Genomic DNA, 16,698 nt, shown 5'->3' on the forward strand with positions numbered 1-16,698 from the left:
CTGGCCCGCTTGATGCTTGCAAACGACACGCCAACATATCGTTCCAACCGCCAGCTCACTCGATAGGAGCGCGATCATGCCCACCGAATTCGCCACGCAATTCAGTCATGTCCGTCCGCAAGACACGTCCTACGTGGATCAGGGCTTACGCGACTTCTTTCTGTACCGCGATCTGGGCATCGCGCAGGCCACCGGCGGCAAGGTGCTCGCGCAACTCGTCAAGGCGAATCACGCACCAGAGCAAGGCACCGGCTGGCACCGTCATGAGGCCGATTTCCACATTGTGATCATGTTGAAGGGGTGGGCGCGCTTCATGTATGGCGACAAGGAAACGCTCGTCGCCGCCGGCGATTGCGTGCATCAGGCGCCGGGCATCGTCCATTATCTGTTCGATTACTCGGAAGATATGGAGTACATCGAAATCGTGTCTCCGGCGGATTTCAAATCGATCGAAGTAGAAGGTCCATGCGATGTGCCGGCCGTCAAGCCGTGGAAAAGCGTCGTGGCTTGAGCAACCCATAAAGCACGTGCGACGACGCCCGGACGACTATTGCGTCGCTCGCGGTCGCCGCCTAGGCGTCTGTGCTGGTTGCGGCTTGATAGGCTTGATCGTAGACCCGGAGTCCCTCTGCGCACCGTTCACCGCAGCACCCACTTCGACGTCCACCACCGCCGTAGCAGCAGGCGCGGCCACCTGACTATCCGCCGTCGCCACCGCCGCCACCGGCCGAATCGTGCGCGCCTTCGAACTCACCAGCACCGCGCGCGGCTCGTTGTCGTAAATCACTGCCCGCACCCGCGGATAAATGTGCCGCTCCCAGCGATGTCCATTGAACACGCCATAGTGCCCCACGCCGGTCTGCACATGATGCGTCTTCAGATACGGCCGTAGCTTTTCGCACATATCTTGTGCCGCGAGCGTCTGACCTACCGCGCAGATATCGTCTTTCTCGCCTTCAACGGTCAGCAGCGCGGTGCGCCGAATCTTCGCGGGCTCGATGAGCCGCCCTTCCACTTCGAGCTCATGCAACGGCAGCGCATGCCGCTGAAAAATCGTATCGACGGTCTCGAGATAGAACTCCGCCGTCAGGTCCATCGTCGCGAAATATTCTTCGTAGAAGGTGTGAATCGTGTCGGCCTTCACCGGATCGCCCTTGGCGCGCTCGTGATACATCGTTTCGAACGAGTCGAGATGGCGGCCGAGGTTCATCGCCATGAACGCGGTCAGTTGCACGAAGCCCGGATACACGCGCCGATGCGCGCCGGCAAAACCGAACGGCACCGCGCTGATCAGATTCTGCTCGAACCACTCCAGCGGCTTGCTTTTCGCGAGCTCGTTGACGCGCGTCGGATTGATGCGCGTATCGAGCGGGCCGGCCATCAGCGTCATGCTGGCGGGTTGCGCGGGATGGTCGTCGGCGGCCATCAACGACACCGCGGCGAGTGCGGCGACCGTCGGCTGGCACACGGCCAGCAGATGCGCGCCGGGCCCGATCGCCTCGGTGAAATCGATCACATGTCTCACGTATTCGTCGAAGCCGAAGCGGCCTTGACTCAACGGCACGTCACGCGGGTTGTGCCAATCGGTGATGTACACATCGTGCTCGGCCAGCATCGTGCGCACGGTGCCGCGTAGCAGCGTTGCGAAATGGCCGGACATCGGCGCAATCACCAGCACGCGCGGCTGCGGATGAGACAGCGCGGAGTCCTTGCGAAAATGCAGTAGCGAACCGAACGGCGTGCGCGCGACGACTTCCTCGACGATCGGTGTCGGCTTGCCTTCCGCCACCACGCTATCGATGCCGAACGGCGGCCTCACCGGCGTCAGTCCCGCGAGCGTCAGCAGTTCGCAGGCGGCGCGCATGGAACGGCCGTGCGGCGAATCGCCGAATGCGGGCCACGCGTCGAGCGAATGGTTCATCAGCGCCGCGCCGTGCCGCAGCGGCAACATCATGTCGGCGAAAGCCTGATAGGCGGGATATGCGAACAGGTTCATAACCTTCGCACGAATGCAGAAAGGGAAGGAGCCCGAATAGAGGCAAGTCATGTGCCAATCGCAATGCCGCACTCGCGCGACTGCCGCCACGTTGGCATAGCATTTGCGCGCTTACTGGCGGCGGGCCGAAATTGCCGCGCTTTGGTGCGCGGACGCACGACAACGTGCACACGTCGCATCGGGCGTCGTCCGATGCGCGATCTGGAGGGGAAACGTATGGCGAATACCACGCTCACCATCAGCAGCAAGAATTATTCGTCGTGGTCGATGCGCGGCTGGCTGCTGACGAAATTTAGCGGGCTGCCTTTCGAAGAGGAAGTCGTGTCGATCGATGATCCCGCCGCGCGCGCCGAATTGCTGCTGCTGTCCCCGTCGATTCTGGTGCCATGTCTGTTTCACGACGGCATCAAGATCTGGGACACATTGGCGATTGCCGAATACCTCAACGAGTTGAAGCCGGAAGCGGCGTTGTTGCCGAAAGACACTCGTGCGCGAGCGCATTGTCGTTCGATTTGCGGCGAGATGCATTCGGGTTTCGGCTCGCTGCGCTCCGCATTGCCGATGAACCTGAAGGCGCATTTTCCGGGCTTCAAGGTGTGGGCCCGTGCGCAATCGGACATCGATCGTATCGTCGCGATCTGGAGCGAGTGTCTGAAGCAGTACGGCGGTCCGTTCCTGTTCGGCGAGCGCACGGCGGCGGATGCGATGTATGCGCCGGTCGTCACGCGTTTCGTCACGTATGACGTAAAGCTCGATCCGGAGATCGTCGACTACGGGCAGCGCATCATGGCGATGCCGGAGATGCTGGAATGGATCGCCGACGCGCAGCAGGAAGTGGAAGAGATCGACGAACTGGACGTCGAGTTTTGATCAGGAGCGCGGCGGCGGCATTGCCGCCGCGCCACCAACCCACAAACTCAAGCACAACACCAGCCGGAATCAATCGCGCCCGCTGTCGAGCTTGAACACGCTGACCACTTCCGCGAGCCGCGCCGCCTGATCGCGCAATTCAGCGGCCGCGAGTTCCGCCTCGCCGACGATCGTCGCGTTCTGCTGAGTCGCCTCGCCGATCTGCGTGACGGCGAGATTGACCTGCTCGATGCCGCCCGACTGCTCGCGCGACGCCACACTGATCTCCGCCATGATCGCGCGCACCTGGCCGACCTGTTGCACGATGCCCTGCATCGTCGAACTCGCTTCTTCGGCGATCCGGAAGCCGCTTTCGACGGTCGCCGTCGAACTGGCGATCAGGCTTTCGATCTCTTTCACCGCAGCCGCGCTGCGCTGCGCGAGCGCGCGCACTTCCGAGGCCACCACCGCGAAGCCCCGGCCGTGTTCACCGGCGCGCGCCGCTTCCACGGCGGCGTTCAGCGCGAGGATGTTGGTCTGAAACGCGATGCCTTCGATCACGTTGGTGATCTCGGCGATCTTTTGCGACGAGCGGCTGATCTCGCCCATCGTCGACACCACGCGTTCGACCGCGCGGCCGCCTTCGAGCGCCGCATCCGCGGCGTTCGTGACAAGCGTGTTGGCCTGCGCGGCGTGGTCGGCGTTTTGCTGCACGGTGGACGTGATCTGCTCCATGCTCGCGGCCGTTTCTTCGAGACTGCTGGCCTGCGTGGCGATCCGCGCGGCGATGTTGCCGCTGCCGGCAGCGATCTTCGCGGTGCCTTCCGACATATCCGTCGAGGCATGCCGGACCTGCGAGACGATGCGCGCGAGACCTTCGCCGATACCGTCGATCGATTGCATCAGGCGGCCGATTTCGTCGGCGCGGATAGCGCCGTCCTTCGCGACGCGCACGCTCAGATCGCCCGACGCAAAGCGCTCGGATGCTTTTGCGGCTTCGTCGAGCGGACGGGTCACGAGGCGGCGCGCAGCGATCAGAAACACCACGCCGAACGCGCCCACCAGCACGAAGCCGAGCAGCAGGAATGCATCGCGGGTTCGGGTGACGTCGGCCATGACCTCGTCGCGCGGCGCGATGCCGCCCACCAGCCATTGCCATTGCGGCACCGTGACGAACGAGACGAACTTGTCGTGCGCCTCGCGTTCGCCGAGCGTCGCGTCGGCCGAGCTGAATTCGAGTTGGCCTTCCTTCATGTCGAGCATCTGCTGATACGGTGCGTTCGCATTGTCGGCGCTCTGGCCGGCGGCAGCCGGATGCACGATCAGCTTGCCGCGATCCGCGCCCTTCGACGCGTCCACCACGAAGTAATAACCGCTGTCGCCGATCTTCAGCTTGCTGATGCCGTCCTTGACCGACTGGATTTCGCTGTCCACCGTCACGCCGACGAACAGCGCGCCGATCACGCGGCCGTTGGCATCGGTAATCGGCCGGTACTGCGTGATCAAACGTTTGCCGAACAGCGCGGCAAGTCCCGTAAACGGCTTGTTCGCCATGATCAGCGCATAGGCAGGCGACTTGCGATCGAGCAGGGTGCCGATCGCGCGCGAGCCGTCCTGTTTCTTCAGCGAAGTCGTCACGCGGATGAAGTCGTCGCCGCTGCGCGCAAACACGGTCGCCACCGCGCCGCTGCGTTCGAGAAACTGGTCGGGGATCGAAAAGTCCATGTTGAGGACTTTGTCGCCGGCCTTGATGGTCGGCGTGGCAGTGCCGTTGACGTCGACCTTCTGCGTTTCGTCGAGCGAGTAGCCGGCGGGCAGGAAGCCGGCGAATAGCGACATCGAACGGTCGACTTCGGCGGATAGCGCCTGGTCGAACAGCGCGATCATCGCGGCGATCGAGCGATCCCGGTCGGCGATGCGTCCGAGCACCTGCTCGCTGACCTGTTTGCCGGCGGTGCGTGTGAGTGTCCACGTGAAGGCGGCGAATATCAGCGCCACCAGCACGCACGACAGCACGGCCAGTTTGACGCCGACGCTGACGCGGCGCAAAGAGAGAGATTGCATGGGCGATTGGGGTAATGAAAAGACAGGAGAGGGTGTAGACCACACAAATGCACGGTTTACACCTCTGTCAGGATTACGGCCAATCGCCGTTGTTTCTTGAGAATTTTGCGAAAGTATTTCGTAATGAAGTCGCGTCTACAACGGTCGGGGGCACCGACGGCTCACCATCTTTTCACCGTCGAGTCGAGCCGCGCCAGGTCCGCAACAGCAGCGCGTTGGTGACCACGCTCACGCTGGAGAACGCCATCGCCGCGCCGGCCAGCATCGGGTTCAACAAGCCGAAAGCGGCAAGCGGCACGCCGATCAGGTTGTAGACGAACGCCCAGAACAGGTTCTGCTGGATCTTGCGCCAGGTCTTGCGCGAGATGTCGATCGCGTCGGCCACCAGCGCCGGGTCGCCGCGCATCAGCGTGATGACGGCCGCGTGCATCGCGACGTCGGTGCCCGTCGCCATCGCGATGCCGATGTCGGCCGCGGCCAGCGCGGGCGCGTCGTTGATGCCGTCGCCGGCCATCGCGACAATCCCCGCGCTACGGATTTTCAGGTCGCGGACCACGCGGGCCTTGTCGTCGGGCAACACTTCGGCGTGGAATTCGTCGATGCCGAGCGCGTTGGCGACGCTGGCCGCGCTGCCGTGGTTGTCGCCGGTGACGAGCACGCTGCGGATGCCCATTTGCGCGAGCCGTTCGATCGTGGCGCGGGCGGTCGGTTTCACGGTGTCGCCGAAACCGATCAGCGCGAGTGCGGTGGGCGCTTGCGGCGCGCGCTCGATCAACCAGGAGACCGTGTTGCCGGCGGCTTCGAGTTGCTGCGCGCGCTCGACGAGTTGCGGCGACGGTGCAATGCCGAGCTCGTTGAGCCAGCGCGTGCTGCCAAGCGCGATGGTGCGCCCGCCGATGTCGGCCTCGACGCCGCGGCCCGGCACCGCGCGTGCGGCAGTGGCCGTGACCGGAGCGGTCGATGTGCTCGAAGCGGCGGCGGCCGCCGCCTCGTATGCCTTCACCACGGCCCGCGCGAGCGGATGGTCGCTTTGCCGCTGAACCGCCGCGGCCAGCGCCAACGCCTCGTCGTGACCGAGGCCGCCGACCGGCTCGAACGCCGTCACCGACGGTTGTCCGACAGTCAGCGTGCCGGTCTTGTCGAACGCGACGATCGTCACCCGATGCGCGGTTTCCAACGCCTCGGCGTCCTTGATCAACACGCCGTGCCGTGCCGCGACGCCCGTGCCGGCCATGATCGCGGTGGGCGTCGCGAGGCCGAGCGCGCACGGGCAGGCGATCACCAGCACGGCGACCGCGTTCAGGATCGCAGTTTCGCCGCCCGCGCCGGCGAGCAGCCAGCCCACCAGCGTGAGCGCCGCGAGCGCCAGAATCGTCGGTACAAAAACTTCGCTGACCCGGTCGACCAACCGCTGGATCGGCGCTTTCTCGGCTTGCGCGCTTTCCACGAGACGGATGATTCGCGCCAACGTGGTTTCCGCGCCGGTCGCCGTGGTGGTGACGGCGATCGCGCCTTCGCCGTTGATCGAGCCGGCGGTCACCGGATCGGCCGCCTGCTTCGGCACGGGCATGCTTTCGCCGGTGATCAGCGATTCGTCGATATGCGTGCGGCCTTCGAGCACCGCGCCGTCGACGGGCACGCGTTCGCCAGGGCGCACGATCACGACCGTGCCGACCCGCACCTGGCCGAGCGGCACGTCGCGCTCTTCATTGCCGACGCGAATCCGCGCGCGCTCGGGGCGCAGCGCGTTGAGCGCGCGGATCGCATCGGTGGTCTGGCGTTTGGCGCGCGCCTCCAGCCATTTGCCGAAGCGCACCAGCGTAATCACCGCCGCCGATGCTTCGAAATACAGATGCATCATGTCGCCCGGATGGGTGGCGAGTTCATAGACGCTGATCCCATACGCCGCCGACGTGCCGAGCGCCACCAGCAAATCCATGTTGCCCGCGCCGGCCCGCACCGCCCGGTAGGCGGCGCGATAGAAACGCGCGCCGAACCCGAACTGCACCACCGAGGCAAGACCGAGTTGCAGCCACGGCGAAAGCATCGCGTGGACGCCGAACCACTCGGCGATCATCGGCACCACGAGCGGCACGGTGAGCGCGGCCGATACAAGCACGGCGACGAACTCGCGGCGGGTTTGCGCGCTTTTCGCGTCGGCGATGGCGTTGGCGTCGGCAGTGTCGCTGGCGCTGTCGGATGCGTCGGGCGGCGCGAGCAACGTCGCTTCATAGCCCGCTTTCTTGACGGCTTCGAGCAGCGCTTGTGGATCGGCCGGCGCGTCGCCGAAATCGACGCTGGCCGTTTCGGTCGCCAGATTCAGTGACGCGCGCGCGACGCCCGGCACTTTCGCCAGCGCCTTTTCCACGCGCGCCGAGCAGGACGCGCAGGTCATCCCGCCGATTTCGAGTTCGGTTTGACGGGGCACCTCGACGGGAGCATGAGACGGGCGCGGCGGCGTGGCAACAAGTTCGGTCATGGTAGGCAAGGTCCATAGCGGCATCAGGCCGCGCGATGAACCCAGTATTAACCCTCCCATGATAGGAAGGTCAAGGATGTCCTTGCGATTATCAGGGGAGTCGGCGGCGCTTCCTTTTGTCGCAAGTCGGAGCGCGGCGGCGCATCGCGCATTTTTGCTTCACTTTTTGCGCTTGCCTGGTGAGCAAGGATGCGATACAACGCGATGTTGTCGGCATCGCGACCCGCGGGCTGTCGGCGCTGGGCCTGGGGAGGCCGGGCGTCGGCGGCGACCGCCGGGCACCGACGTTTCTCCCTGGACTGCACGTTCCGTCACCTGAACGAATGATAAAAAATCGCCGAGTATTGTTTTCGCTTCACTGGACCTGCGCATCGTTCGCAGGCCTCGCATTTCTGGCCGGCTGCGCGTCGACCCCAACGGCGACGCAAAAAACCACGGGCTGGATCAAGGACGAAGTCGCCGATTCGTACGTTTTCGGCTATCCGCTGGTGCTGATGGGCGTCGCGCGCGACGCCGCGGTCGGCACCGATCCGGGCCAGGCGCCGATCAATACGCTGCGCCACGCGCAGGCTCTGCCGCCGGTCGGCGCGGTCAATCCGCCGCAACCGAGTCTCGATACACTCGATTCGACCGGCTGGCTCGACGTCGGCAGCGAACCGGTGATCGTGTCGCTGCCCGACTCGCGCGGCCGCTACGTCGACGCTCGCGTGCTCGACATGTGGACCAACGTGGTCTGGTCGACGAGCGATCAGTTCGCAACGCGTGCCGCCGGCGTCAAGGCGCAGACGCTTGCGTTCGTCGGGCCGGGCTGGCAAGGCACGCTGCCGAAGGGCGTCAAGCGCATCGATCTGCCCACCCGCAACGCGTGGCTGAGCGTGCGGATCCAGTCGAACGGCACGCGCGACGTGACCGCGGTGCGCAAGCTGCAACGCGCGATCCGCGTCGCGCCGCTGTCCGAGTTCGTGGGCGATGCGCGCTCGGCGTCGGTGGCGCCGCCGCGTAGCGACGCCGCAGCCGCAGCGGCGGCCGCCGCTTCCGGTACGCCGGCCGCGCAAGTCGCCGCGCTCGATGCGAGCGGTTTTTTCAACCGCCTCGCGCAAGCGTTGCCCGACAACCCGCCGACGCCGGCCGATCCCCATGCGCTGAAGATTCTGACGGACCTCGGCGTGAGCCCCGGCGATCCGGTCAAGCTGCCGAACGCGCCCGAAGCCATCGCCGCAGGCCTCGCCGACGGTCACGACCGCGTCGTCACGCCGCCGTCCAATCTGCTGAGCGGCAACGGCTGGAACTGGTTCGGCGACGGCGTGGGCAACTACGGCGCCGACTACGCAATGCGTGCGTATGCGAGCGCCACGCAGCCGGGCATCGGCACTAAAGACGACGAAGTGCGCGCGGTCGTCAGTCAGGACAGCGACGGCCATGCGCTGAACGGTGCGAATCGCTATGTGATCCATTTCGCGCCGAACCAGTTGCCGCCGGTGCGTGGTTTCTGGTCGATCACCGCTTACACGAAGGACGGCGCGCTCGGCGAAAGCGCACCGGCGCGAATCGCGGTCGGCGATCGCAATGGCGCACGGCGCAATCGCGACGGTTCGCTCGATGTGACGGTGTCGTCGGCACGCAGCAAGAGCGGCAACTGGCTGCCCGCGCCGCGCGCCGATCTGCAACTGGTGCTGCGCCTGTACGCGCCGAAATCGCAAGCCACCGACGGCACCTGGCAACCGCCCGCAGTCGTGCGTCAGTGAAATGACGGCGATGCACGATCGATGCATCGCGCAAGATGAGTCCGTGGCCTCCCGGCCGCGGACTCGCAACATGGCAATGCTCCCTCCCGCGTCGTAGTTCCAGCGATTGTGTAAGCCCCAACTTACATTTGTATCGCACGTAAGAATCACCACTTATACTGCCGCTTGCGGGATTTTCGTTTCGCGACGGCCTTGCCGCCGCATTACCCAAGACCGAGCATGGCAAGCCTCAATAAAGCATCACTCGCTTCTTCCATGCAGACCGTGCGCGGCGTCGCGCAGTCGCGCCGTACCCGGCGCGTCATCACGGGTCTGCTGATCTTCCTCGTATTGTTCGGTCTGCTGGGCTTTTTTGCCGCGCCGCCTTTGATTCGCCACATCGCCGAGCAGCAGCTCAGCAAGCAGCTCGACCGGCCCGCTACGATCGGCCGCATCGCATTGAATCCCTATACGCTCAAACTCGAAGCCGATCGCGTGCATATCGGCGAGCGCGGCGGCGCGGGCGATTTCGTCGATATTTCGCGGCTCATCGTGCAGCCGTCGTGGAGCTCGCTGTTTCGCGCGGCGCCGATCATCGACGAAGTGCAACTCGATTCGCCGCGTTTTCATATCGTTCGCTACGACGCGCAACGTTTCAATTTCACCGATCTGATCGAGAAGTTCTCGAAGCAGCCGGCCAAGCCCGACAGCAAACCGACACTCTTCTCGGTGTCGAACATCCGCCTCGAAAACGGCCAGATCACCTTCGACGACAAACTGCTCGGCGCGACGCACGTGATCGATCAGTGGAAGCTCGGCATTCCGTTCGTCGCCACGCTGCCTTCGAAAACCGACATCTTCGTCGAGCCGCTGCTGCGCGCGCGGATCGACGGCAGCCCGCTCGCGATCGACGGCCGCACCAAGCCGTTTGCGGCGTCGCGTGAATCAGAGGTATCGCTGCGTTTCGACGGACTCGACGTGCCGCGCCTCATGTCGTATGTGCCGACCAAACTGCCGGTGATCGTGCAGTCGGGCAAGCTGTCCACCGATCTGAAGCTCAACTTCGTGGTGTCGAACGACGCGCCGTCGCTGCGCGTGACCGGCACGATCGATATGAACGACGTCGACCTTCGCGATCAGAGCAAGGCGCCGTTCTTCGCGGCGCGCGAATTGCATGTCGCGGCGGCGCTGCTCGAACCGCTGAAAAGCGTCTATCACTTCGACGAAATCCGCATCGATGCGCCTACCGCCAATCTGGCGCGCGATAAGGCCGGCGTGCTGAGCGTCGAGAAGATGTTTGCGCCGGCGAAGTCCGCCGAGCCTGTGGCGGCTGTGGCGGCTGTGGCGGCTGCGGCGGCCGCTTCAGGCGCCGCGGCGGCGTCCACGCCGGCCGCACCCGCAACCACCGCGAAGAACCCGGCGAGCGCGCCTACGGCGGCCTCCGCTGCGGCAGGCCGCACCCCGGACAAAGACCAAGCCGCGCCGCCGCTGGACCTTGCGATCAAGCGCTTCGCTCTCAACGACGGCACGGTCAACGTTCACGACGAAGCGGCCTCGCGTCCGGTCGACGTCGGGATGCAGCAACTGGCCGTCACACTGACCGATTTTTCGACGCTCGCCACCGCGCCCGCGCACTACACGCTGAACACCGCATTCAAGGACGGTGCCGGCTCGCTCGGCGTGGCGGGCGCCTTCGGCCTCGTTGCGAAGACGGCCAGCGCGAAGCTCGATCTGAAGTCGTTGAAGCTTCCACTGCTGCAACCGTATCTCGACACCGCAACCGCAGCGCAAGTGGTGGATGGCGCGTTGTCGGCGACGGCCAATGTCGGCGCGAACTGGTCGAAGTCGCCGGCGGCGGTGATGGTCGGCGAATCGCAACTCGATCTGCAATCGCTCAAGGTCGCGACACGCGGCGCCAAAGAGCCGGTGATCTCGCTCGCGCAAGGGCAGGTGACGGTCAAGCAGGTCGATGTGGCGGCGCGTACTGCCGAGGTTGGCAACGTCGCCACGACCGGCCTCGTGATCAATGCGCAGCGTCTGAAAGACGGCAGCATCGATCTGGCCGCACTGGCCGGTCCGCACGAGGTCGAGCAGCAGCGCACGGCAATTCACGCGGTGAAGAAGGCACAGGCGCAAGGTCCCGCGTGGCACTACAAGATCGGCGAACTTACGCTGAAAGACGCGACCGCCAATTTCACCGACAACACCACGCCGCGCCCGGTCAAGCTGAGCGTCACGCCGCTGCAACTGAAAGTGCAGCAGATCAGCGACGACCTGAGCCGCCCGCTGCCGATCGATCTGCAAGCGACGCTCAACAAGAGGGGCACGCTCGGCGTGAACGGCAACGTCACCGCGACACCGCTTAAAGTCGCCGTCAAGGTGGACGCGAACCGGCTCGACGCAGCGGCATTCGAACCGTATTTCGGCGGCAAGCTGAACGCACTGATCGCGAGCGCGTTGCTCAATGCGAAGGGCGACCTCGCGCTGAGCCAGGCGAAGGCGCTGAAAGCGACGTATCGCGGCGACATCGCGCTGGTCGACGTGCGGATGCTCGACAAGGCCACCTCCGACCCGTTCGCGGGCTGGGGCTCGCTTGCGCTGACCAACCTGAAGGCCGACTACGACGAGCACGGCACCGTGGTCGACGCGGCTCGCGTGACGTTCACGAAGTTCTATGGCCGCGTGCTGCTCGACGCGCAAGGCAAGCTCAATCTGAAGGACGTGGTTGCGCAGGAAAGCGGCAACGCGAAATCGCTGACGCGCGACAAGAGCGGCGCCGAGCCGGTGCCGTTGACACCGCCGGCCGCGTCCGCGCCCGAGGTGGCGTCCGCGCCGGCGCCGGCTTCCTCGGCCGCGCCGGCTACCGTCACGGCCGCGACGCCGCCGCAGAGCCCCGTCAAATTGCACTTCGGCCAGCTCGTGTTGCAGCAGGGCCGCGTGACCTATACGGACAACTTCATCAAGCCCAACTTCACCGCGAATCTGGTCGGCATTCAGGGCACGGTCGGCGCGTTCGGCACGCAATCCACCACGTCCGCACCGGTAGACATCGCCGCGAAGCTCGCGGCCAATGGTCCGTTGTCGATCCGCGGCACCGTCAATCCGCTGATCGCGAAGCCGGCGCTCGATCTGACCGCGAGCGCGCACGATATCGAGCTCACCAATCTCACGCCGTATTCGGCGAAATACGCCGGGTATCCGATCACCAAGGGCAAGCTGAATGTCGATCTGCACTACAAGCTCGACAACGATCAGCTCAACGCGAATAACCATATCTTCATCGACCAGCTCACGTTCGGCGATCACGTGCAGAACGATACGGCGACCAAACTGCCGGTACGTCTTGCGATCTCGTTGCTGAAGAATTCGCGCGGCGAGATCGATGTGAATCTGCCGGTGTCGGGGTCGTTGTCGAATCCTGAGTTCAGTATCGGCGGCTTGATCTGGCATGCGGTGCTCAATCTGTTGCAGAAAGCGGTGACCGCGCCGTTCTCGCTGATCGCCAACGCGTTCGGCGGCAATGGCGAGGAGTTGGGTTATGTCGAATTCGAGCCAGGCTCCGCGCAACTGTCGGACGCGGGTGACAAGAAACTCGACACCATCGTGAAGGCACTCGTCGACAAGTCGTCGATCCGCATCGATCTGATCGGCCGCGTCGATCCTGCTGTCGACGAACCGGCATTGCGGCAGCGCTATGTCGAACGCCTCGTCAAACAGCAGAAGATCAAGGACGTGGTGGGCAATGGCGAAAGCGTGGATCTGTCCGCAGTCAACGTCGATCCGAAGGAATACGACAAGTATCTGACCAAGGCGTACAAGTCGGCGGACTTCAAGAAGCCGCGCAACTTCGTCGGCCTGACGAAGAGCGTGCCCGACGACGACATGAAGAACGCGCTAGCCGCTAACGCGCCGATCGACGACGCCAGCCTGCGCGATCTCGCGCAGCAGCGGGCGCAAGCCGTGCAGCAGTATTTCGACGGCAAGATCGACAGCAGCCGCGTGTTCATCGTCGCGCCGAAGCTGAACGCGGACGGCATCAAGGATAAAGGCGCGACGACGCGCGTGGATTTCGGCTTGAAGTGATGCGGTCAGGCGGCTGATGAATGCGCGTGTCGCCGCGGGATTTCACCCCGTGGCACGCGCTTACGCGCCGTGGGCGGTCTGAGAACCCGAGTCTGAGCTGTACGACCTCCTCTATGCGACGTGAATTCTCGCGTCGCGTGTTCCTTATGTCTTCTAGGAATTTTCCCATTCCACGTCCGGCATCGGCTCTTCATACTCGAAGGCTTCCTAATAAAATGCGCTCGACGCAGAAAGCCGATGAAACTCCAGGTAACGATCCTCGCGTGCGCGCTGGCCCTGTCAGGTTGCGCGGACCGTGCCGCACGTGATCGACTCGGTATCGAAGATGCCACCGTATTGGAAACGGGCGTAGCCGCGTCGCAGGATGAAGCCGCAGGGGCGGCAAACAGTCAATGGATCGATGCCTATGCGTCGATCGTCAGCAGTGAGGCCGCGCTCGCAGCGTTGCAGCAGCGGCTCAATCAGTTATCTACCAACAAGAACGATTATTTCCGCGCAAAGGCGCAGTGCTGGATCGACGCCGGCGAGCAGGCGCGGCAGCTCGGCGACCATTGGGGTTTCGTTGAAGAAGCCATCGGGCAGGTCGCCTTGATTACGATGAGCCTGGAAAAGGGCATTCCCATCTCGGCGGCGAATCCGGCGTTGCGCACGGTGTCGACGGTCCGCCCCGATCTCTGGAAGATCGTGAATACGATCAAGAGCGATCCTGCGATTGCCGCGTGTCCTGATGCGCAACAGCCTCTCGCGTGCGGCGAGGTCGAACTGATGCAAGCTGGGCATGATGCGTGGACGCGAAGTTTCTCCGCTGCTGAAAAACGCCTGCCCGAGATTCAGGATAATTTGCGCAAAGCGGCGGAAACGGCGTTGCAGTGCAAGCAGACAAAGGTGCAGACACAACCGGTGTCCACCGTGCCCGCACCCAGAAAAATAACCTTGCGCGCCGACTCGCTATTCCGGTTCGGCGGTGGCGACGAGTCGTCGATCCTTGCGGTCGGCAAAAAACTGCTCGATAACGTTGCGGCTGGCTTGAAGCAAGTTGCCGCGGTCGATGAACTCGAGATAACGGGTTATACCGACCGCCTCGGCAGCGATGCATACAACCAGACTCTCTCCCTGCAACGCGCGCAGACGGTCAAAGCTTATCTCACAGCGCACGGGGTGACCTTGCCGATGCGCGCGCGAGGTCACGGCAATTCAAATCCGCCAAGCGTCTGTCAGCAAAAGAAGCGTGCTGAACTGGTGCGGTGTCTTGCGCCGGACCGCCGCGTCGAGATCGAGTTCGTGCTGGGTTCGCATTGAAACGCGTTGTTCCGGGGCGTACCTGACGCTATCGATGCGTGCCGGCTGCGTCGCGCGAGCGACCTGCTTCTTGCTGTACCTCCGCCTCGCTTGAGGTTTTTAAATCCGATTCCTTGCAGTCCTCCACCGATAGCGGGGACGCTTTGTGCGCATTCTCTTCGATAGATGCGCCTCCTGGGGTTGCCGCGACAACGACCAGGTTGACAAGGGGATACCTTCATAAGGAATGCAATACATGTCTACTATCCTGGTTATCGACGACCATCCCGCATTTCGTCTCGTCATCAAAATGCAACTGATGCAATTGCTCGGCGTGGCAGACGTGATCGAAGCCGACAACGGACAAACCGCCGTCGAAATGGCCCGGCAATATAGGCCGGAACTGGTCATCCTCGACCTCGATATTCCGCGCATCAGCGGGCTCGACGTGATTCCGCGCCTCAAGCTCGCTCATCCGCCCATGCGTGTGCTGGTGCTGTCCGGGCAGGATCCGGTGACTTTTGCGCCGCGCGCGATGCGTTCCGGGGTACACGGATTCGTCGGCAAATCGCAGGAAATGAAGGAGATCATGCGTGGGGTCGAGGCTGTGTTGGCCGGCTATACGGTGTTTCCTGTCGCTGCGCACGGTTCCAGCATGGCCTCTGCTGTGGAGTCGGTGAAAGAGGAAGACAGGCTCGCGCAGTTGTCCGACAAAGAGTTGGTGATTCTCCAGATGCTATCGAAGGGCCTGTCCAACAAGGCGATTGGCGACGCGCTGTTTATGAGCGACAAAACCGTGAGCACGTATAAGAGCCGCATTCAGGAAAAGCTCGGCCTGTCCTCACTGGCGGCGCTGATCGAATTCGCTTCGTTGCATCGGTTGATCGATTGAGTCTTGCGAACCTTGAATCTCAGGATGCTTCCGTGAACGCTTGTTTCGAACCGTTCGAACGCCGCTACCTTGAAGCGCTTTCCAGAGAAGGCGTTGATCTTCACACATTCCTGAATGGCTGGCGCCATTCGGTGGAAATCGACCTTCAGCAAGTGAGCAACGCCGTTCTCAAACGCGACATCGAAGGGCAACGTACGTCGTTGCATAGATTGAGCGGAGCTGTAGGAATGGTCGGCGCGCGTAGCCTTATGGAGGCATTGAACCGCGCCAGCACCAGGCCGCCTGAATCCGAAGCCGGCGCTATCGAATGGCTCGTCCAACGCGCCAGAACCTTGATGACGCAACTCGAGATAGAGGCCGCTCGACACCGGAGCACCGTACGATGAATCGACCTCTGGCGCTGATCGAAGGCAACCTGGCCTTCCCGAAGCCAAAGCCATTCGACGGTTTGCCACCGCCGTTCGGCTCGCGACGACAAGACGCGCAAACGGCGTCTCAGCACCTGATGCCAACCCCGGTGCAGCGCTCGTTCTGGCCGGCGCCGGCGCACAGGTTGCCGCCGCGTGTGAGACACATCCTGTTCTACAAGGCTGCGCCGAAACGCGCGGAAGCCTATCGTTTCGACGCGGAAATGGCGGAAGCGAAGCGCTACCTTGAAATGGGCAGCGGTCGTCCTTGCTCGACGCGTTCTGACCATTTGCTTGCGGCGTCGATTTTTGCGGGCTGCACGATAGCGTTGACAGGGTTGTTGATGATCTGCTCAACGAAAGACACGGCTATCGCGCTGAAGAGTCCCGCGCGTCAAACGTCGCCGAAAGCCGATTCGCGTCAGGTCGCAACGGTGAGCCGCAAGGAGCAGACTGCCGCCCCGTTGCCGTTTGCCGGCCCCACCACGCATGCTGCACAGTCCGCAAAGGCTACACAAACCGCGTCCTACACTGAAGACCAACCCAAACCCGCGCCAAGGCCCGCGAAGCGAACCAGGGTGGCGCGTCTGACGGGCGTCGAGGTCGGCCAACGTATCGAACTGAACCGCGCACTGACCCGCGCGGTGAAACCAGCGGCACGCCCGACCCTCTCGCAACAACCCGAATGGACAGCGCGCCAGACAGCAGCAGAAGCACCTTCCATCGACGAGACCGCGTTGCTCAAATGGGCCGATCAACAGCGACGCTCCACGTCGACCACGCGCGCCACCGTGCCGGTTCCCACGCCCGGCGGTACTGATTGGAACTCGCACATGACCCAACGCCGGATCACGGATAACCCCGACGCATTCCAGGCAAACGGCGCGAAGCAATAACAGGCGAAAAAAAAGCCCGGCCAAAGCCGG

General features: G+C 63.6%; 11 protein-coding genes. 8 read left to right on the plus strand and 3 right to left on the minus strand.

Annotation, left to right across the window (positions count from 1 at the left end):
- The first annotated feature begins 76 nt into the window (after nucleotides 1–76).
- Nucleotides 77–511, plus strand: a complete 435-nt coding sequence (locus tag PQQ51_RS06740; RefSeq protein WP_408495876.1) for a cupin domain-containing protein — start codon at nucleotides 77–79, stop codon at nucleotides 509–511.
- Nucleotides 512–547: 36 nt separating this feature from the next.
- Here the strand turns inward: PQQ51_RS06740 and PQQ51_RS06745 are convergent, their stop codons facing one another.
- Nucleotides 548–1,996, minus strand: a complete 1,449-nt coding sequence (locus tag PQQ51_RS06745; protein ID WP_408495877.1) for a polyhydroxyalkanoate depolymerase — start codon at nucleotides 1,994–1,996, stop codon at nucleotides 548–550.
- A 216-nt stretch (nucleotides 1,997–2,212) separates the two neighbouring features.
- Between PQQ51_RS06745 and PQQ51_RS06750 the strand changes: the two genes are divergently transcribed.
- Nucleotides 2,213–2,866: a glutathione S-transferase family protein gene (locus PQQ51_RS06750; RefSeq protein ID WP_408495878.1), complete on the plus strand. Its 654-nt coding sequence runs from the start codon at nucleotides 2,213–2,215 to the stop codon at nucleotides 2,864–2,866.
- Nucleotides 2,867–2,935: 69 nt separating this feature from the next.
- Here PQQ51_RS06750 and PQQ51_RS06755 read toward each other — a convergent pair whose 3' ends face one another.
- Nucleotides 2,936–4,909 carry a methyl-accepting chemotaxis protein gene (locus tag PQQ51_RS06755; RefSeq protein WP_408495879.1) on the minus strand — a complete coding sequence of 658 codons (1,974 nt, stop codon included), beginning with the start codon at nucleotides 4,907–4,909 and terminating at the stop codon, nucleotides 2,936–2,938.
- A 172-nt stretch (nucleotides 4,910–5,081) separates the two neighbouring features.
- Nucleotides 5,082–7,388, minus strand: coding sequence for a heavy metal translocating P-type ATPase (locus PQQ51_RS06760; RefSeq protein WP_408495880.1), 2,307 nt, complete (start codon nucleotides 7,386–7,388; stop codon nucleotides 5,082–5,084).
- Nucleotides 7,389–7,711: 323 nt separating this feature from the next.
- Between PQQ51_RS06760 and PQQ51_RS06765 the strand changes: the two genes are divergently transcribed.
- The 6 genes from PQQ51_RS06765 (at nucleotide 7,712) to PQQ51_RS06790 (ending at nucleotide 16,668) form a co-directional block, all read left to right on the plus strand.
- A complete protein-coding gene (locus PQQ51_RS06765; RefSeq protein WP_408495881.1) occupies nucleotides 7,712–9,133 on the plus strand; it encodes a DUF1254 domain-containing protein in 1,422 nt (473 codons plus the stop codon).
- A gap of 219 nt (nucleotides 9,134–9,352) precedes the next feature.
- Nucleotides 9,353–13,195 (plus strand): DUF748 domain-containing protein, encoded by a 3,843-nt coding sequence (locus tag PQQ51_RS06770; RefSeq protein WP_408495883.1) that lies wholly within the window; start codon nucleotides 9,353–9,355, stop codon nucleotides 13,193–13,195.
- A gap of 120 nt (nucleotides 13,196–13,315) precedes the next feature.
- Nucleotides 13,316–14,494 carry an OmpA family protein gene (locus PQQ51_RS06775; RefSeq protein WP_408495884.1) on the plus strand — a complete coding sequence of 393 codons (1,179 nt, stop codon included), beginning with the start codon at nucleotides 13,316–13,318 and terminating at the stop codon, nucleotides 14,492–14,494.
- 235 nt (nucleotides 14,495–14,729) lie between these two features.
- Nucleotides 14,730–15,365, plus strand: coding sequence for a response regulator (locus tag PQQ51_RS06780; RefSeq protein WP_408495886.1), 636 nt, complete (start codon nucleotides 14,730–14,732; stop codon nucleotides 15,363–15,365).
- A 32-nt stretch (nucleotides 15,366–15,397) separates the two neighbouring features.
- The gene (locus tag PQQ51_RS06785; protein ID WP_408495887.1) at nucleotides 15,398–15,751 is read left to right on the plus strand and encodes a hypothetical protein; all 354 of its coding nucleotides are present in this window, start codon (nucleotides 15,398–15,400) and stop codon (nucleotides 15,749–15,751) included.
- Nucleotides 15,748–16,668, plus strand: a complete 921-nt coding sequence (locus PQQ51_RS06790; protein WP_408495889.1) for a hypothetical protein — start codon at nucleotides 15,748–15,750, stop codon at nucleotides 16,666–16,668. The genes PQQ51_RS06785 and PQQ51_RS06790 overlap by 4 nt, the downstream gene beginning before the upstream one ends.
- Nucleotides 16,669–16,698: the final 30 nt, after the last annotated feature.

Origin of the sequence: Paraburkholderia xenovorans, assembly GCF_046030735.1 — a bacterium.
Classification (GTDB): domain Bacteria; phylum Pseudomonadota; class Gammaproteobacteria; order Burkholderiales; family Burkholderiaceae; genus Paraburkholderia; species Paraburkholderia xenovorans_A.